The 18,122-nt window shown below is 29.1% G+C and carries 19 protein-coding genes; 14 read left to right on the plus strand and 5 right to left on the minus strand.

The annotated features are described in order from the left end of the window. Positions 1–15: 15 nt before the first annotated feature. Entirely contained in the window at positions 16–315 is a 300-nt protein-coding gene (locus EG57_RS0203210) for a PTS sugar transporter subunit IIB (RefSeq protein ID WP_032075850.1), read from the minus strand. Between the two features lie 2 nt (positions 316–317). Continuing rightward, positions 318–773, minus strand: coding sequence for a PTS sugar transporter subunit IIA (locus EG57_RS0203215; RefSeq protein WP_032075851.1), 456 nt, complete (start codon positions 771–773; stop codon positions 318–320). Between the two features lie 325 nt (positions 774–1,098). Here EG57_RS0203215 and EG57_RS0203220 point away from each other — a divergent pair, with 325 nt between their 5' ends. The 3 genes from EG57_RS0203220 to EG57_RS26470 all read left to right on the plus strand — a co-directional run bounded on the left by EG57_RS0203220 (position 1,099) and on the right by EG57_RS26470 (position 3,084). Continuing rightward, complete coding sequence (locus EG57_RS0203220; RefSeq protein WP_032075852.1) at positions 1,099–1,956, plus strand: AAA family ATPase; 858 nt, start codon at positions 1,099–1,101, stop codon at positions 1,954–1,956. Between the two features lie 61 nt (positions 1,957–2,017). Continuing rightward, positions 2,018–2,677 (plus strand): hypothetical protein, encoded by a 660-nt coding sequence (locus EG57_RS25340; RefSeq protein ID WP_152563667.1) that lies wholly within the window; start codon positions 2,018–2,020, stop codon positions 2,675–2,677. A 242-nt stretch (positions 2,678–2,919) separates the two neighbouring features. Beyond that, a complete protein-coding gene (locus EG57_RS26470; RefSeq protein WP_161782697.1) occupies positions 2,920–3,084 on the plus strand; it encodes a hypothetical protein in 165 nt (54 codons plus the stop codon). A 232-nt stretch (positions 3,085–3,316) separates the two neighbouring features. On the opposite strand, the gene EG57_RS0203230 is transcribed toward EG57_RS26470, so the two are convergent. Next, entirely contained in the window at positions 3,317–3,901 is a 585-nt protein-coding gene (locus EG57_RS0203230) for an RIO2 family protein (protein ID WP_046065931.1), read from the minus strand. 206 nt (positions 3,902–4,107) lie between these two features. On the opposite strand from EG57_RS0203230, the gene EG57_RS0203235 reads away from it, so the two are divergent. The 3 genes from EG57_RS0203235 (at position 4,108) to EG57_RS0203245 (ending at position 7,304) form a co-directional block, all read left to right on the plus strand. Next, positions 4,108–4,944 (plus strand): MerR family transcriptional regulator, encoded by an 837-nt coding sequence (locus tag EG57_RS0203235; protein WP_032075853.1) that lies wholly within the window; start codon positions 4,108–4,110, stop codon positions 4,942–4,944. Between the two features lie 141 nt (positions 4,945–5,085). Further along, entirely contained in the window at positions 5,086–6,465 is a 1,380-nt protein-coding gene (locus EG57_RS0203240) for an MATE family efflux transporter (RefSeq protein ID WP_082085037.1), read from the plus strand. A 269-nt stretch (positions 6,466–6,734) separates the two neighbouring features. Then, positions 6,735–7,304: a hypothetical protein gene (locus EG57_RS0203245; protein WP_242859800.1), complete on the plus strand. Its 570-nt coding sequence runs from the start codon at positions 6,735–6,737 to the stop codon at positions 7,302–7,304. A 144-nt stretch (positions 7,305–7,448) separates the two neighbouring features. Here the strand turns inward: EG57_RS0203245 and EG57_RS0203250 are convergent, their stop codons facing one another. Continuing rightward, the gene (locus EG57_RS0203250) at positions 7,449–8,054 is read right to left on the minus strand and encodes a DUF1847 domain-containing protein (protein ID WP_032075854.1); all 606 of its coding nucleotides are present in this window, start codon (positions 8,052–8,054) and stop codon (positions 7,449–7,451) included. A 311-nt stretch (positions 8,055–8,365) separates the two neighbouring features. On the opposite strand from EG57_RS0203250, the gene pdxR reads away from it, so the two are divergent. Next, on the plus strand, positions 8,366–9,793 hold the full coding sequence (gene pdxR, locus EG57_RS0203255) for a MocR-like pyridoxine biosynthesis transcription factor PdxR (RefSeq protein ID WP_032075855.1): 1,428 nt from the start codon (positions 8,366–8,368) through the stop codon (positions 9,791–9,793). Positions 9,794–10,311: 518 nt separating this feature from the next. On the opposite strand, the gene EG57_RS0203265 is transcribed toward pdxR, so the two are convergent. Further along, on the minus strand, positions 10,312–11,238 hold the full coding sequence (locus EG57_RS0203265; RefSeq protein WP_032075857.1) for a TraB/GumN family protein: 927 nt from the start codon (positions 11,236–11,238) through the stop codon (positions 10,312–10,314). Positions 11,239–11,373: 135 nt separating this feature from the next. On the opposite strand from EG57_RS0203265, the gene EG57_RS0203270 reads away from it, so the two are divergent. The 7 genes from EG57_RS0203270 to EG57_RS0203300 all read left to right on the plus strand — a co-directional run bounded on the left by EG57_RS0203270 (position 11,374) and on the right by EG57_RS0203300 (position 18,121). Next, on the plus strand, positions 11,374–11,589 hold the full coding sequence (locus EG57_RS0203270) for a hypothetical protein (protein WP_032075858.1): 216 nt from the start codon (positions 11,374–11,376) through the stop codon (positions 11,587–11,589). Between the two features lie 318 nt (positions 11,590–11,907). Then, positions 11,908–12,666 carry a class I SAM-dependent methyltransferase gene (locus tag EG57_RS0203275; protein ID WP_032075859.1) on the plus strand — a complete coding sequence of 253 codons (759 nt, stop codon included), beginning with the start codon at positions 11,908–11,910 and terminating at the stop codon, positions 12,664–12,666. Positions 12,667–12,789: 123 nt separating this feature from the next. Next, positions 12,790–13,728: a nickel ABC transporter permease gene (gene nikB / locus EG57_RS0203280; protein ID WP_032075860.1), complete on the plus strand. Its 939-nt coding sequence runs from the start codon at positions 12,790–12,792 to the stop codon at positions 13,726–13,728. A gap of 1 nt (position 13,729) precedes the next feature. After that, the gene (gene nikC / locus EG57_RS0203285; protein WP_029161306.1) at positions 13,730–14,560 is read left to right on the plus strand and encodes a nickel transporter permease; all 831 of its coding nucleotides are present in this window, start codon (positions 13,730–13,732) and stop codon (positions 14,558–14,560) included. Between the two features lie 15 nt (positions 14,561–14,575). Continuing rightward, entirely contained in the window at positions 14,576–16,132 is a 1,557-nt protein-coding gene (locus EG57_RS0203290; protein WP_032075861.1) for an ABC transporter substrate-binding protein, read from the plus strand. A gap of 227 nt (positions 16,133–16,359) precedes the next feature. After that, positions 16,360–17,208: an ABC transporter ATP-binding protein gene (locus tag EG57_RS0203295; RefSeq protein ID WP_032075862.1), complete on the plus strand. Its 849-nt coding sequence runs from the start codon at positions 16,360–16,362 to the stop codon at positions 17,206–17,208. Continuing rightward, positions 17,153–18,121, plus strand: a complete 969-nt coding sequence (locus EG57_RS0203300) for an ABC transporter ATP-binding protein (RefSeq protein ID WP_032075863.1) — start codon at positions 17,153–17,155, stop codon at positions 18,119–18,121. The genes EG57_RS0203295 and EG57_RS0203300 overlap by 56 nt, the downstream gene beginning before the upstream one ends. The last annotated feature ends 1 nt before the right edge of the window (position 18,122 follow it).

An 18,122-nucleotide genomic window follows, 5' to 3' on the forward strand; every position in this document is an offset into this window, starting at 1 on the left:
CTTAGTTTACTTATTTTAAGAATGGATTATATTTTCTTTATCTAAAATTTTATTTAAATGTTTTTTAATTTCTTCTTTATCAATTAAACTTTTTAGTGACACAATTTTATCTTCAGGAATACTGCTAAGTGCTCCAGCAAGAGTTGATTCAACAAAGAAATAATCTGCTGATTCAGCTGTAACACTTCCTACATCACTGTGCTCTAGTTGAATGTTATCTGTATTAACCCCTTCATCTTGCATAACTTGTTGAATATTCATTTGAACCATAAAACTACTTCCTAGTCCACTTTGACATACTGCAATAATTTTCATATTTATCTCTCCTTTTTATTTAAATTAATAATATTTGCTAGTTCGTAAGCACTTTCTGCAGCTAGCATATGATTGATTTTTTCTTGATCTCCCAGGAGTTCTGCTAACTGTTGAATTACTCTTAAATGACTGTTATTATCTACAGCTGCTAATACAAACCATAGTTGTATTTTATGATCTTCATTTACTAAGTTGACAGCTGGATATGTTCTTAAAAGAGAAACTGCAATTTTATGAACTCCATTTTCTGGCCGAGAATGTGCCAGTGCAATACCTTGTCCTATATTAATATAAGGACCATTTTCTTTTACAGAATCAATCATAGCATCTACATATTTGTCTTCAATGCTATTATTTTTTAACAGTGGGATGGCTGCTTTTCGAATAGCATCCTTCCAGTCCATATGAGCCTTATTATCAATTTGAATAGTATTCTTATTTAATAAATCATATAGCATATTATCCTCACCTCGCTTCAATTGTATTAATGTAATGATATGCTAACGAATATTTAATTTACATGATTTATTATAGATTTAGAAAAAAGCGTTTACAAGTGCAGATATGACACTTTTTTGGGTGCAAAAAGTGACTTCTTATATATTGGAAAAACTTTAAATTTCTGTAAGTGTAAAGATATTTATGGATATTGACCATATATATTTTGCATATTATAATTGTATTGACCAATATATACCAACGGGTATAAAAAGTAAGTTGTTTATGATGTTTCAAATAACATCTCAACATACAAATAAAGTTGAATAAATAAGGAAGATGATAATGGTTTATTTAAATGTTTTTACATTTCCAAGTGATGATATGGAATTTGATTTTTTAATAGAGGAAAGAAGAACATGCTATGATTCTTTTTATCCATTTAAGATATTATCGAAACATAGTTTTGAAAGAATTGATTTTGAACCAATTACTATTTTATATGGCGGAAATGGTTCTGGAAAATCTACAGCATTAAATGTAATAGCAGAAAAAACAGGAATAAGTAGAGATTCTATCTATAATAAATCTAATTTTTATTCTCACTATGTGAATATGTGTGAGATGCAGCTTGAAGATGATGATATTCCTGAAAACAGCAGAATTATAACAAGTGATGATGTATTTGATTATATGTTGAATATTCGTAATCTTAACGAAGGAATTGATCAAAAAAGGGAAAAACTTTTTGAAGAGTATCTGGAGGCAAAATATTCTCATTTTCAAATAAGATCTATGGCAGATTACGAGCAGCTAAAAAAAGTAAATACTACTAGAAGCATAACTCAGTCACGTTTTGTGAGAAATGAATTGATGGATAATGTGAGAGAATATTCAAATGGAGAAAGTGCATTTCGATACTTTATTGAAAAAATAGATGAAAATGGATTATATATATTGGATGAACCTGAAAATAGTCTTTCTCCAAAACGTCAGTTGGAATTAGTGAGATTTATTGAGGATTCTGCACGATATTTAGGATGTCAATTTATTATATCAACACATTCACCATTTCTACTTGCCATGAGTGGAGCAAAAATATATGATCTTGATGAAAATCCAGTTGATGTGAAAAAATGGACAGAGTTAGAAAATGTGCGTGCATATTATGAGTTTTTTAAAAGACATGAAAATGAGTTTTAATGTTCTCTTTTATGTATTGCAATGTAAATATATGTTAAAATATCGAGGTGAGGTGATTAAAGTGTTAAGTAAAATCGGTCCTATACCTTTAACAGAATATATAGATTGTTTAAATGCTAAAAACTTCAATAGAGATATGGCAGTAAAGTATACAAAAAAAATCTATGATAAAGATATATCAGACGTAGCAAAATTGCACATATTTTTAGTTAATAGTAATGTTTATAGGGAGTTCGAAAAACAAAATCCCATATCAAAAACAGCAATACAGGCATTAAAAACATATAATCCAAGAGAATACTTTTCGCATTATACATGTCGTAGATTTTATAAATTTTTTGCATTTATAGATGTTGGGGAATTTGATCAACTTACATTTTTGATGACAGCAGAACACATTCATCATATATACCCTTTAACTTATGGTGGAACTAATAAATTAGAAAATCTAATTTATGTAAGTGAATTTAATCATAAGTTATTACATAAAAATCCATTGGAGAATATAGAAAAATATGATTTTCAAGCAATTGACTATCTGTGGTATTTATACAGTAAAAAGCTTCCAGAATTAATTAGTAAGTACAACTTAAAACTGACTTTTGATAAAAGTAGTAGTTTTATCAAAAATCAGTTTAAAAATTGTATAGAAGAAGAGATGAAAATTTTTTATGATTATATTGTAGCACTTGAAAATAATAAGCAACAAAAATATTACTAGTTTTTATAAGAAAGTAGCCATTACCATTTGCGCAGGTGGGCTACTTTTTTATTTTATCTATAAGTACGATAATTAAATTTATCAAAGCTATCAAAAATGATAGAGCAGCAAAAATCACTATAAACATTTCGTACATATGTATCACCTACCTCCTTAAAGGGATAGCGATACCAGTTGCCTACGTGCAACTATATTGAAATTATACCTGGTTATCTCTTCCTAAAAAAGATGGTGAGCCTATAGTGTTTTGGAAATACATTGTTTATGTACTTGATAAAATAAAAGAAGGAATTATGGAAAATTTTGTTTTAACATTTAATTTTTTTCAATTTAAAAGCGGTTTTGATGCAGAAATCTTAGCAGTAATATTAAACGATACTGAATTTATGGTTATTTTGAAAAATTGAAGACAAGGGGCTTTTGGGTAAGCTGTACATTTGACAATATATTCACATAAGAGGTTATCCAAAAGCCGACAGATTGTGGTATAGAGAAAGTGAAAAGTTAATTAGCAAAATTGTTATAGATACTCATATGGACACAAAATATAATACAACTGGAGCGCTGTATAACGTAACCGAAATTGTCATTTCTTATCATGATCTAAATTATGATATAAGTTAAAGTATGTTATTGAAGTTACAATTCTGATAATTTTTCTCTTTGTTTAATGTACTTGTTTATTTTTCTACTCCATTTTTTATATAATCTACTATCATATTCCTCCAACACTTCCAAAAAGTAATCCAAAACTTTCAATTTGTATAACCCTTTAGATAAATGTCTTGGAAAGTTTCTTTGTCTTGAATAACATTTTTTGGGGTCAATCACTTTTAATTCACCATCTTCTTGTATAAATATATCTTTGCATCTTACATCGATTTTGCTAAACTTTATTTTTTCAAATTCTTTTAACATATCTATGATTTTACAAGCAAGATTTTTATCCATACCATTTTTCTTTATATGTTTTGATAAGATTTTTCCGTGAACACACTCTCTTACCATATAGTTAGATCCAATTTCACTTATTTTTGGGAAATACTTATTTCCGTTCACTCGTTCTAAAATACGATATTCACCAGTAAAACTTTTATTGTTTAGACCTATTTTAATAACTTTTCCATCTGGTAGTAAATAAACTTCTCCATTATGCCCTTTGCCTAAAAGCTTACAATTTGTTAAATCATAAGGGTTTTTTTTATAGATATTTTTTTCTATCATAATATCCCTCTAAAATTATTAATCTTACTTATTTTCTATATTATGCAACTAGATGCAAAAAGGATACTATATGTAAAAAGAATTTTATTAAACTACAATAAAAAGGCATTATTTAAAGAGGTAGGAATGGAAATTGAATACCGTACAAAGTTATCTATGTGGTAAAATATAGTTAATTGCGTTTATATGAGGAGTTGATTAATACAATGGATGAAAGTAAGAAACTTTATCAAATAGGAGAAATATCTAAAATATGCAATATTCCAATAAAAACACTGAGATACTATGATGAAATAAAACTGTTGATACCAAGAAAGATTGATCCAGATAGTAATTATAGATATTATTCAAATGATCAATTGGTTTTGGTGCTTGTGATCAAACATTTTAAGGAAGCAGGTTTTTCATTAAAGGAGATAAAAGTGCTTTTGGGAAGAGAAGATTTAGAATATAACACAAGGAAAATTAATGAAAAATGTATAGAAATTGATAATAAAATTAATGATTTAAAAATGCTAAAAACAAAATTGCAGTTTTTTATAAAAGAAAGTAAAAAGGAAAAGAAAAAAAATAAGGATTTTAAAATTGAAATAAAGGAAATACCAATTTCTTATGTTGCTTACCTCAGAAACAAAGGCCCCTTTACTATTGAAGATTTTACAGTTCGGTACTGTAGGTTGATTTCATTAGTTGAAAGAAACAATTTTCATATTATAAAGAATGCTATGGCAGTATATTATGATGATTGTATCGACTTTGAAGAAAAGGAGAAGGAAGTCTATGATATTGAAGTTTGTATAGCTGTATCTGAAGAAAAAGAAATAGATGGTTTAGTTAGAAAATTTGGAGGTTTTAAAGCTGTTACTGCTGTTCATTATGGTAGTTATGACAATATGATAGATAGTTATAAAAAGTTGTATAAATATATTTATGAAAATGGATATGAAATTTGTGGTGAGCCTGTAGATAACTATCTTGTGGACATAATGAATACTTCTGATGAAGAAAATTATGTGACTGAACTTATAATTCCAATAAAATAGTTAAAATAAGTGTTGACTCTCCCGGTACTGTATGCATTATTCTTTCAATTGTAGATGTTCACATCAAAAACTATATGTATAGGTAGTAAGCTTACCAATTTTAAAGGATGTCTATATGAAGTTTGAAAGAGGTGTATATCAGTGAGTGAAAAGAGTATGAATATTAACGAAAGCTATATTGAAAATGAAAAATTAAGCAAGCTTATTATGAAGTTTTCAATTCCATGTGTACTTGCAATGGTTGTTAATGCTCTTTATAGTATTGTAGATCAGATTTTTATTGGTCAAGGAGTGGGATATATTGGTAATGCAGCTACAAATGTAACATTTCCACTTGTAGTTTTAGCCTTAGGTTTTTCACTACTTTTAGGAGATGGAGCAGCTGCTTTTTACAGTATAAAATTAGGGGAGAAAAATAAAGAAGAGGGTGCCAAAGCAATAGGTAATGCTATTGTTTTGATGGTGATTTTAGGTTTTATATTTTTGGTAGTTGGATATATTTTTATGGAAAAATTACTATGGAGCTTTGGAGCCACAAGTACTAATATTTTAGTAGCATTAGATTATATGAGAATAATTTTAATAGGAGTTCCTTTCATGATTTTAGCAGCAGGTCTAAATTCAATAATACGTGCAGATGGAAGTCCTGAATATTCAATGCTTGCTATGATAGTAGGAGCAGTTATAAATATTATTTTGAACCCTGTATTCATATTTCATTTTGGTATGGGAGTTAAGGGGTCTGCTATAGCAACAATAATAGGACAAATTTTATCTTGCACAATTTCTCTAAAGTATATTAATAAATTTAAAAATATAAAGTTTAAAAGAAAATATTTAAAGCTTGATGTAAAGGTGAGTAAGACAGTAATGCTTTTAGGTATATCAAGTTTAATTACGCAAGTAGCAGTAACAGTGATAATAATAGTAAGCAATAATATGCTTAAAATTTATGGAGCACAATCAATTTATGGCAGTGATATTCCCATATCAGCAATAGGTATTGTAATGAAAGTGAACGAACTTTTATTAGGAGTGGTAATAGGTATAGCTATAGGTGGTCAGCCAATACTTGGATACAATTACGGTGCTAAAAATTTTAAACGTGTTAAAGATACTTATTTTTTGCTTATAAAAATAGCGACTGTTGTATCAATAATAGGTTTCATTATATTTCAGTTTTTTACACAAGGTATAATAAATCTATTTGGTCAGAATAATGCATTGTATAATGAATTTGCATTAAAATCCTTTAAGATATTTTTAATGCTTTGTATGTTTATAGGTTTTGAGCTTACAAGTTGTGTTTTCTTCCAGTCTGTAGGTAAACCGGGAAAAGCAATGCTTCTTACACTATGTAAGCAGACCTTCTTTATAGTTCCTCTTATGATAATTTTACCTAAATTTCTTGGAGTTTTAGGAGTTTTGTATGCAGGACCCTGTGCAGAAATATTATCAGTTATAGTCACCAGTATTCTTATTACTTCAGAATTTAAGAAATATTCAAAGGTGGGGGTATAAAATCAACAGAAATTAAATTTAAAGAAAGTAAAGCACCAATCAAAGATGGTGCTTTTGATCTTCTTACTAGCTAAAAGCAAGAGAATATAATAAGTGCTAAATCTTTGTTTTTATGCCATAATCGTTTACGCTCACGGTTTTGTATGATAATATAAGTATCTAGTCATACTTAAGTATAATCAAGTTTTGTGCACAATAAAGTTATTTATAAATTAAATTTAAAAGTAGAAGAAAATGTTAAAAAAATTATGCAATAAGAGGTGAATTTTTTGATAAATGATTTCTATTTAGCTAATGCAGCTTCAATTAATTTAAATTTTGTTATTTATATTCAAAATTTATATGAAAATTATAATAAATCTCATGAGACTATTGATAAATTTCCTTGGTTGCCATTGAATAAAGAAGGATTATTAAATGTTAGTGATTTTCAAATTAGAGCAAAACAAGTATGGTCAATGATTTTTAATTCTGATAATTTATATGAATATGATATAGATTATTGGTCTAATAATAAATTTTCATTTGATAAATTGTTTAAAGATACTTCTATTGGAGTTGAATTATATAAAATTGTGAAGAGATCATTTAGATCTTGGTATTGGGAAACTGGATATAGAATGTGTACTATTTTCTTTTCTGATTGTCTTGTAGAAGACTATTACAATAAATTAATTAATCTTAGTAAAATAAAGAATTCAGAATTTAAAACTAATAAATTTTATTTACAAGTGGTTTATGATATTCCTCCTAATGAATGGAGTCTAAAAAATGAAAATATGATTATAATATCACCTCAAATTCAATTACCTACGGCTGAAGAGTTTGATGTTATATAAATGTTAGATTGACTTAGTTCTCTTTTAGATTGTATTAATAATTTTACTTGAATTTCAATATTAATCAATCTTTACAATACCTGTTTTTACATAATTATAAAAATCAATACAGCATAAAAATAGATATGTTTTAATAACATATATCTATTTTTGTGGAAATAATTTATCTTTATAGTAGGCTTCGGCTTGATAAACTACAGCTAATGGATTATGGCATAAAACTCTATCTTTTACTGCAAAAACTGTTACTGGTGCTTCTGAATACTTTATGAATAAAGAATCATGTCCAACACATAGACCTAAAATAATGTTAAGGTCTGTTTTTGTTTCATTTAAAAATAATGCCTGACCAATTGGATTACACATAGCTACTTTTGTATTATTTATATCAATTAACTCTTTAGAAATATGGCCATTTTTACAAATAACAGAACTTATTTCAAAGCCATTATAAGAAAGTATTTTACTTACTATTTTGCTTTCGCTTGCTAATCCAATACAAAAGGCTAATCCTACTTTTTTATAATTGCATTTTTTTGCAAAATCAATAGTCTCTTCTAATCTTGTCTTTTTACCATAACTTTCACTTACGATTAATGCTGAAGCTTGAGCAATTTTGTAATTTTCTTCATCTTTATATAATGTTTTTATATTATTCATTTCTTTACTTATACATGGGCAATTTTTAGGTGCAGCATTTAAATTACCATTACTGCATGCATGTATAGAACATAGAGCACAATTATACATAATACTCTTCTCCTTTATTTTGATTTTATCCGATCGCTACCATTGCTAATACCACTGATTTCTTTATATGAAACTCTTTCTCCTATTGTCGAAGGAGTAAATGATTTGCACAAAACCATAGATTTTGGCTCTCTACTTAACTGGGAGATAAGCACTGTTGTGCGCCTGGATAAGTTCTTCTAAGAATCACTTGATTTTTTAAAAATAGCAATTGTTATAAAATGTGGCAGCAACTATAATATAATAGTAATTTATCATATTTAAAAGGGACAGATTTTACTAATTAAGGGGTACAGAAGGAGATGAAATTAATGTTTTCATTTACTCCACTTTTGGATAATACAATAAATAAGCCAATATATTATCAACTATATGAGTGTATAAAGAAAGAGATTATTTATGGAAATATTAGAGGTGATGAAAAATTACCATCACTAAGGAATTTATCAAAGAATCTTCAATTGAGTAAAAATACTATTGAAGCTGCTTATGATCAACTTTATGCTGAAGGATATATTAAAAGAATTCCTAAAGTTGGTTATGTAGTTGAAAATATAGATTCTGATTTATTAAAGTTATCACATATTTCTAATTCTTTAACTTTTAAGAATGAAGAGGCTGAGAATATAAAAAAACTAAAATACGATTTAGCACCTAAATATATGGATAAAGAATGCTATAACATAAAAACGTGGAAAAATATAATTAATTCAGTTATTAATAATGAATTTGAAAGTCTTCTAAGTTATGGTGATTCACAAGGAGAGTATGAGTTGCGCTTTGAAATTGCAAAATATATATATGAAAATAGGGGTGTGCAGTGTAAGCCTAATCAAATTGTAGTAGGTGCAGGCACACAGTATTGTTTAAATTTGATTTGCCAAATTCTTAGGGGGAATTTTGATAGTATCGGTATGGAGGAACCAGGAAGCAACTATATACGATATGTTTTTGAAAGAAATCAATTTAATATTAAACCTATTGATGTGAATGAGAATGGATTAGATGTAAGGAAACTTGAAAATAGTAGATGTAAAATTACATTTGTAACCCCATCTCATCAATTTCCAAAAGGTGTAATTATGTCTGTTAAAAATAGGCTTCAACTTTTAAATTGGGCGCAAAACAATGATGGGATTATTATAGAAGATGACTATGATAGCGAAATGAGATTTTCTAATAAACCCATTCCTGCATTAAAAAGTTTAGATAACTTTGATAGAGTAATATATTTAGGTACATTTTCTAAAATTTTTATTCCAAGCATTCGTATAAGTTTCATGGTACTACCAAATTGGCTGTTAGATTTATATTTGGATAAATACAAAATGAATGGACAAACAACTTCTAAGCTGGAGCAAATTGCACTAGCACGTTTTATGAATAAGGGCTATTTGCAGAGTCATATTAGAAAAGCGAGAAGGCATTATGAAAAAAAATATAAGGTTATTACTAAGGCAATCCATACTTTTATGGGTGATAAGGTCAATTTAATAAGTAGTAATACTGGTATGAGAGCTATTTTAGAGTTTGAAACAAGCTGTGGAGAAGAAGAAATTGTTAACATTGCCAAGAATGTTGGTATAAAAATTACACCAATTTCTAAATACTATATAGATAAAAATAATTATGGTGGAAATGGAAAGGTTAGAGTGTTGATTTCATATAAAGGAATACCTATAGAAGATATAGAGCCTGTCATTAAGTTATTAAATGATATTTGGTTTAATGATAATTAAATAAAAATTTTCTGTTTGGTTAAAAACTGACAGCTTGGCAAAATAATTCTCGGTTTATATAGATTTAATATGGCTGTTTAAGTATTGTAATCCTGTTATGATTAGTTTTTAGTATACCTTCCTTTGCATATATAAAATAAGGATTTTTCTTTGTATTTGTACATGCTATATCAGCTCCTACCATATTAAGAGGTTTCAGATTCTGAATAATGCTATGTTCTCCATCTAAAAATAATTTTGTAACGAATAGACTTCCATGTAGAATAATGCCTATATAATCAACAATGTCATCCTCGAAAAGTACTGTTAATTTATTTATATGATAAAGCACAGCTTTTTGGTAATGGGAGCTGTGCTTATACCCTTATTTAAATTAGATGCAATATTTTACAGAAAAATTAACTAACTTCATTTAAACAAAGATTCATTGTGGTTGATTGGCAATTTAATTAAAGACTTTAGCCATTTAAATTCATTAAACATAAAAGATTTAGTTGTAGAGTAGGTTTATCCTACTCTTATTTTAATCTAGAGATTTTATACCCCTTATCTTTAAATAATTTTAATAATCCACCTTTGCCGATTACATGAGAGGCTCCAACTATTACAAAGTAAACCTCTTGTGAGTTTATAAGGCTTTCTATTTTATTTGCCATATTTTCATTTCTTTCAAAAAGCAGTGTATTAAGATTATTTTTGTCTGATTCATTTAATGGTTTATATGTGAATATATCATTTACAAGAGTTAAAGCATCACCTTCAAAAACCGCATTATGCATTTTTGATAATAGCTTCATTGAAGTTTCTAAGTCTTTTAAATTTTTTATGCTACTATTACCAAGGCATTCTGGTGACATATTTGTAGCTGCTATTAGTGCATTAATTTGAATGCATGAAGTTTCTAGAGAAACCACTTCTTTTTTATCATGTTTTGCTCTGTTAATAAACATAAGATCTATTCCATAAATAGATTTATATCCATACTTTTTCATAAGTCTTTGATGCAATATGAAATAAAAAGTTTTAGGTGGATATTTGGAGCATTTTTCAAAATTTAAACCTAATTCTTTACAGAGTTTTTTATATTTAAAGCTATTTTCATTTTGCAAGAACTCAGGTTCAAAGTTCTCATTATTTGTAGGGATTCTCATAGTAGGTGGATTAGCTAAACATTTAAAGTAATCTATTTTATTTTTAAATTTAGTGATATCCAATTCTACAGCAAGCTTTGTACTATTCATATAAGCTTCCTCAACTGCACTATTAAAACATACCTTTTTATTATTTCCAAGATGTATTGAGCCGCCAATATAAAAATAGCATTTCTTATTTTCTAGTTTGTAAAAAATACCATCATAAACTTTTTTATTCTTTAATTTGTTAACTTTATTTAATAAAGGTCTTAATTTTAGTTTTTTTATATTGATAAATGTGTAACTAGACATAAGAACCTCTTAAAAAATTATTCACATAGTAATATATTGTACTAAATCATATATTATTCACTATTAATGAATATAGATAGATTTTAAGCATAGAATCTATAAGTAGATCAATTTAGAAATTTAGGAGGTATTTTTGTGAAAATTTATGTGATGTGTGAACCATCTAAATTTAGCAAATTACAAACAATACAAGAACTTCATAGTAAGGCTGCCATAAAAGTAGAAAATCAAAATATGATTTATCATTTCTTTAATATATTGATGCCGGTATTTCCAGCTGTTTTAGATAATATACCATGTGCCATTAAACGGTTTAAGGATATAACAACTATAATTATTAGATACCTTTAATAAATATAAATGAGCTGCCCCATTAAGAAATTTGCATACAATATATTATTTTAAAGCACAGTATATTGAAGCATTTAGTCTTAGTGCGACAGCTCTTTTATAATTGTGTTCAGAAATATCTTAAAAAATGGTAAGTTTGGCTAAAGAATTATGTTTCAAAATGATAAAAAAAACTTGTATTATCATTTTGAAACTGAAAAAATTATCATTATGATACAAAACAGCAAAAAAACAGGCTAATTTAAACGTTTTATAAGTGGCATGGAAATTGCTGGTATATATATTTGTTATTAAATTATATACATGGAGGGGAACTATATGGAAGTGGTTTTAGAAAAAGTAGAAAAATATTGGAGTAAGAGATCAGATGGTTATTGTAAGATAAATTTGGAAGAATTGAATAGTTTAAAAAGAGAAGCATGGATAGATTTAATAAATGAACATGCACCAAAAGTGTCTGGAAGAAAATTAAAAGTATTGGATATAGGTGCAGGTCCTGGATTCTTTTCTATAATAATGGCTAGTTGCGGATATAAGGTTACCGCTGTGGATTATACAGATGCTATGCTTGAAAAAGCTAAAAGAAATGCTGGAATATATGCAAATAGTATTGAGTTTAAAAGAATGGATGCACATAATTTAGAATTTGAAGATAACACTTTTGATTTAATAATTACTCGTAATCTTACTTGGAATCTTGAAAAACCTGGTGAAGCATATAAGGATTGGCATAGAGTATTAAATAAAGGTGGAAGATTACTAAATTTTGATGCTAACTGGTATTTATATTTATATGATGATGAAAAAAGAAAAGGATATGAACAGGATAGAGTAAATACTGTAAAAAAAGGATATGAGGATCATTACATTTGTCCTAATTCAAATGTAATGGAGGATATAGCAAGAAAACTGCCTTTAAGTAGAAGGCATAGACCAGAATGGGACATGAAAGAATTGATTAATGTTGGATTTAAAAAAGTAATGGTAGATATGGAAATAGGCAATAGAGTATGGGATGAAGTTGAAAAGACTAATTATGGTTCTACACCTATGTTTATGATTGCTGGAGAAAAATAATTCTTAAATTTTGTAGTTAACGACTGTAGAAAAAAGTATGAAATAGTAAATACAATGGATTGATTTGTAAAAAATAAAAATTATACTTTTAAGAAGAATTATAGAAAGGATGATAAAGACAAGTTGAAAAAATACATTATAAAAAGGTTAATGCAATTAATTCCAGTTTTATTTGGAATTACCTTTTTAACCTTTGCACTCACATATTTTTCTCCAGGTGACCCTGCCACTATGCTTCTTAATGCTACAGGGGTGGCACCTTCTCCAGAACTTATACAAAAAGTTAGAGAAGATATGGGACTAAATAAACCTTTTTTTATTCAGTATTTGCATTGGATAGGTGGCGTGTTACAAGGAGACTTTGGTAATTCTTACAAGTACAGTAAACCTGTATTGGATTTAATAATGACAAGTCTTCCAGCTACCTTTAAACTTGCAGGTGTATCACTAATGGGCATGATGCTTATAGCATTACCCTTAGGTATAATGTCTGCACTACATAAAAATAAGACATTAGATTACATAATCAGGGTTATATCATTTTTAGGAATATCTATGCCAAATTTTTGGATTGGGCTAGTGTTAATGTACATATTTTCCATTAAATTTAAAATACTTCCAGTCATGGGTGACGGTGGAGGCAAGAGTATTATATTACCTGCAATTACTTTGATTATTGCAATGGCGTCCAAATACACAAGGCAGCTTAGAACAGCCATATTAGAAGAAATATCTCAAGATTATGTAATTGGAGCTAGGGCAAGAGGGGTTAAAGAAAAAGCAATATTGTTAGGACATGTTTTAAAAAGTTCCTTATTGTCCATTATAACTTTACTAGGTATATCTTTAGGATCACTGCTTGGGGGAGTAGTTATAGTTGAAACTATTTTTTCATGGCCAGGGGTTGGAAAATTGGCCATAGAAGCTATATTCAGTAGAGACTATCCATTAATACAGGGGTATGTTGTGTGGATGACATTGATTTATGTATTGGTTAATATGATGGTGGATATTTCGTACTGCTTTTTAGATCCAAGGATTCGTTTAGAAAAGAGGTCTTGACATGGAAGGTTTTGTTTCATTTATAAGGAAAAATAAATTGTTTACTTTTTTATGCATGTTAGCATTGCTTTTAATTTTAATATGTGTATTTGTGCCCTATATAGCACCTAATGATCCACTTAAAACAAACATGACCAATTCACTTCAAGGAAGCAGCAGTAAGTTTCCGCTAGGTACTGATAATCTTGGAAGATGTTTGCTTTCAAGATTGCTATATGGAGCAGTAACTTCTTTGAAGTTGACCTTTTGGTTAGTTATAACAGTATTTATAGTTGGAACAACAGTTGGTATACTTGCAGGATATTTTGGAGGAATAGCTGATACTATTATAATGAGGCTTTCAGATATTTTTCTTGCTTTTCCAAGCATTATCTTTGCAATTGCAATTGTAGGAATTCTTGGAGCTAGTTCAATAAATACTGTTATGGCTTTGCTTGTAGTGGACTGGGTTAAATATGCAAGAGTGAGTAAAAGCTTAGTAATATCTATAAGAAAAAAAGATTATATCAAGGCAGCTAAGATGGGAGGTGCTAAGGAATATCAAATAATTTTTAAATACATATTGCCAAATGTAATACCATCTCTTGTGGTAATGGCTACTATGGATCTAGGAACTATGATGCTTCAAATATCATCTCTTTCATTTTTAGGCTTGGGTGCTCAGCCACCTACTCCAGAGTGGGGGAATATGCTTAATGAAGGAAAGGATTATATGCAGACATTACCAGCTCTTATGATATATCCTGGTATTGGAATATTTGTAACTGTAATGATATTTAATTTACTAGGGGACAGTATGAGAGACATATTAGATCCAAATACAGAATACTAAAGGAGATTATATTGAATGAAAATTAAATTAAAAAGAAAATTAGCATTAATATTTACAACAGTTTTATTATGTACAAGCTTTACTGCTTGTAAAGGAGGAAGTTCTGCTGATAAGAGCAGCAGTGAAAAGCCAAAAAGTATTACCTTTGGTTTTAATCAGTTTCCAACTAATTTAGATCCTGCTATTGAATTTAATGGTTGGTATCCCTCAAGATTTGGTATAGGTGAAACTTTAGTTAAATTAAATGCTGATATGAAAATAGAACCGCTTCTTGCTGATTCATGGAAAAGAGCAGATGATTTAACATGGAAATTCCATATTAGAGAAGGAGTTAAGTTTCATAATGGTAAAGCAGTTAATGCTGAAGCTGTAAAATCATCTCTTGAAAGAGCATTAAAGTTAAATAAAAGAACACAGGATATATTATTGGTTAACACAATAACTGCAAATGGACAAGATCTTATAATAACTACCAAAACTCCCCATGAAGCACTTTTAGGAAATATTGCAGACCCTCTTACTACAATAGTTGATACTAGCCAACCTGAGGATAGTTTTGCTAAAGCTCCTATATGTACTGGACCTTTCAAAGTTAAATCCTATACTGCAAATTCAACAGTAGTAGTAGAAAAAAATAAAGATTACTGGGGAGATAAAGCTAAGGTAGATGAAGCAACCTTTAAATATATTAAAGATGATAATACTCGTGCTATGGCTCTGCAGTCTGGTGAGATTGATGCTGCAACTAACATTCCGAGCAACAATCTAGCATTATTTGCGGATAAGTCTAAATATAATACAGATAAAATTGCAAGCTTAAGAATAATTATGTCCTATATAAATTTTAATAATGAGTTTTTAAAAGATCCAGTAGTACGTAAAGCTATATCTTTAGGAATTGATAGAGATACTTATGGTAAAACACTGCTTAAAGGTAGTTCTGTAGCTGCAATTGGGCCTTTCCCAGGATCATTACCTTTTGGAAACAAGAATTTTACAGGCTATAAATATGATAAGGCAGCAGCAGCTAAGCTTTTAAGCGATGCAGGCTATAAAGATATAGATGGTGATGGTATATTAGAAAAGGATGGTAAAAAATTAACATTAAATTTAGCATTATATACAACTCGTTCAGAGTTACCTGTACTTGGAGAAGCAATGCAAGCTCAGCTTAAAGAAATAGGTATAAGCACTAAGTTACAATCTTATGAATCTGTTGCTCAAGTTTTAAAAAGTAAGAATTTTGACCTTTGTTTATTAAGTGTAAATACAGCAGTAACAGGAGATCCTCAATCTTTTCTACAGACATATTTTAAAACTGGAGGAAGTGAAAATTATGGAGGATATAGTAATCCAGAAGTTGATGCTTTAATTGATAAATTAGCAACAGAACAAAATACTGAAGCAAGATATGATGTTGCTACAAAGGTACAGCAGAAACTTATAGATGATAATGCATATACGTTCATTGTTTCACCAATGCTTAATATAATTAGTAAAAATACTGTTAGTGGATTAAAAATGTATCCTCTTGACTATTATATTTTAGATAACAAGGTAAGTATAAAATAGAATAGAGTTTGTACTTTATAATCTACAGAAACCTATAAATGATATTAAACATCCTGGATTATCAGGGTGTTTAATATCTATTTATCCGATCGGTACCATTGCTAATATCCCCATCTTTTATCAAAGATGGGGATAAGCACTGCTACGCGCCTGGATAACAAGTTCTAAGCATCAGACTCCATCTGATGCTAAGAACTCTGTTTATAAGAAAATAAGATGGGGAGAAGATGATGAGTATGAAATTATTGGATATAAACAACGTATCTATAAAATATAGAGGACAAGAACCTACTGTAAAAAATGTAAGCATGTCAGTTAACAGTAAAGAAATAATAGGAATAGTAGGTGAAAGTGGTAGTGGAAAATCAACACTTGTACGAGCTGTATTAGGTCTTTTGCCTAAAGGAGCTTTTATTTGTTCAGGAGATATAATTTTTAAAGATAAAAATCTTTCTAAGTATTCTAAAAAAGAATGGCAGGAAATACGCGGCAATAGAATGGCAATGATATTTCAGAATGCAGGAGGGTCATTAACTCCTATTAAAAAGATTGGTGACCAATTTATTGAAAGTATAAGAAGTCATTCTAGTATTACAAAAGCTGATGCATACGAGAAGGCTGTCCATATGCTTACAAAAATGCGCTTACCTGATGCAAAGCGTATAATGAATTCTTATCCCTTTGAATTAAGCGGAGGTATGAAGCAGAGGGTAGCCATAGCTATGGCAATGGCTATGGAACCTGAAATTTTATTAGCTGATGAACCAACAAGCGCTCTCGATGTAACAGTACAAGCACAAGTAGTTAGACAGATGATGGAGCTTAAAAATAATTTTAATACGAGTATAATAATAGTTACGCACAATATGGGGGTAGCATCTTATATGTGTGACAAAATAGGAGTAATGCAGCAGGGGGAATTAGTTGAATGGGGAACCAAAGAACATGTGATAAATAATCCTAAATGTGAATACACTAAAAAGCTGTTAGCAGCAATACCTGAATTGGAGGGAAGTAATTTTGCTTCAAGAGAAAGAACCGATATTGAAGATAAAGAATGTTACGAAGCAGTTTGATTTAGAAAAGGGAAAAAAATTAACTGTATTGGATAATGTAAGCTTAGAATTACATTCTGGAGAATGTTTGGGAATAGTTGGAGAAAGTGGTTGTGGTAAAAGTACTTTAGCAAATATAATTACCAATTTAGAAACTTTAGATTCAGGAAATATTGTATACAATAATGAGGAGATTTCTAGTCTAAGTGGGGAAAAGCTTAGACAAAACCGAAGAAAATTACAGATGATATTTCAGGATCCTTCTGAATCTTTTAATCCACGTATGAGGATTGGAGAAATTATAGGTGAGCCACTTTTAAATTTTAAACTTATGAATAAAACAGAAGCCAAGCTGGAAATAATAAAACTTCTGCAAATGGTGGGATTAAATGAGGAATTTATGAGTAGATATCCTCATCAATTAAGTGGAGGACAGAAGCAGAGAGTTGCCATAGCAAGAGCATTATCTTTATCACCTGAAATTATAATATGTGATGAAGCTACCTCTGCACTGGATGTCTCAATACAGGAACAAGTGATAAATCTTCTTGTAGATTTGCAGAAAAAGAAAGGATTGTCCTATATATTTATTGGTCATGATTTGGCGGTAGTTAGGAATATTAGTCATAGAATTGTGGTAATGTATCTTGGAAGAATTGTTGAAGTAGTTTACAGTAGTAAGCTTACCAAAGCTTCAGCTCATCCCTATACAAAGGCATTACTATCATCAGTTTTCTCTGTTAAAGGAAAAAATGACACTGAAATAGAGATAATAGAAGGTGATCCACCAAGTCCATCTGATATACCACCAGGCTGCAGTTTTAATTCTAGATGTACAAAATGCAGAGATATATGCTTTAAGGAAAAACCTGAATTAAAAGAAATAGAAAAAGGTCATTTAGTAGCTTGTCATTTATACCATGAATGGATATAGG

Origin of the sequence: Clostridium drakei (genome assembly GCF_000633595.2) — a bacterium.
Classification (GTDB): Bacteria; Bacillota; Clostridia; order Clostridiales; family Clostridiaceae; genus Clostridium_AM; species Clostridium_AM drakei.

What these genes read in the sequence shown, in the direction of transcription:
- EG57_RS0203210 (WP_032075850.1), bottom strand. Translation starts at nt 315, where the DNA reads ATGAAAATTATTGCAGTATGTCAAAGTGGACTAGGAAGTAGTTTTATG.
- EG57_RS0203215 (WP_032075851.1), bottom strand. Translation starts at nt 773, where the DNA reads ATGCTATATGATTTATTAAATAAGAATACTATTCAAATTGATAATAAG.
- EG57_RS0203220 (WP_032075852.1), top strand. Translation starts at nt 1,099, where the DNA reads ATGGTTTATTTAAATGTTTTTACATTTCCAAGTGATGATATGGAATTT.
- EG57_RS0203230 (WP_046065931.1), bottom strand. Translation starts at nt 3,901, where the DNA reads ATGATAGAAAAAAATATCTATAAAAAAAACCCTTATGATTTAACAAAT.
- EG57_RS0203235 (WP_032075853.1), top strand. Translation starts at nt 4,108, where the DNA reads ATGGATGAAAGTAAGAAACTTTATCAAATAGGAGAAATATCTAAAATA.
- EG57_RS0203250 (WP_032075854.1), bottom strand. Translation starts at nt 8,054, where the DNA reads ATGTATAATTGTGCTCTATGTTCTATACATGCATGCAGTAATGGTAAT.
- pdxR (WP_032075855.1), top strand. Translation starts at nt 8,366, where the DNA reads ATGTTTTCATTTACTCCACTTTTGGATAATACAATAAATAAGCCAATA.
- EG57_RS0203265 (WP_032075857.1), bottom strand. Translation starts at nt 11,238, where the DNA reads ATGTCTAGTTACACATTTATCAATATAAAAAAACTAAAATTAAGACCT.
- EG57_RS0203275 (WP_032075859.1), top strand. Translation starts at nt 11,908, where the DNA reads ATGGAAGTGGTTTTAGAAAAAGTAGAAAAATATTGGAGTAAGAGATCA.
- nikC (WP_029161306.1), top strand. Translation starts at nt 13,730, where the DNA reads ATGGAAGGTTTTGTTTCATTTATAAGGAAAAATAAATTGTTTACTTTT.
- EG57_RS0203290 (WP_032075861.1), top strand. Translation starts at nt 14,576, where the DNA reads ATGAAAATTAAATTAAAAAGAAAATTAGCATTAATATTTACAACAGTT.
- EG57_RS0203295 (WP_032075862.1), top strand. Translation starts at nt 16,360, where the DNA reads ATGATGAGTATGAAATTATTGGATATAAACAACGTATCTATAAAATAT.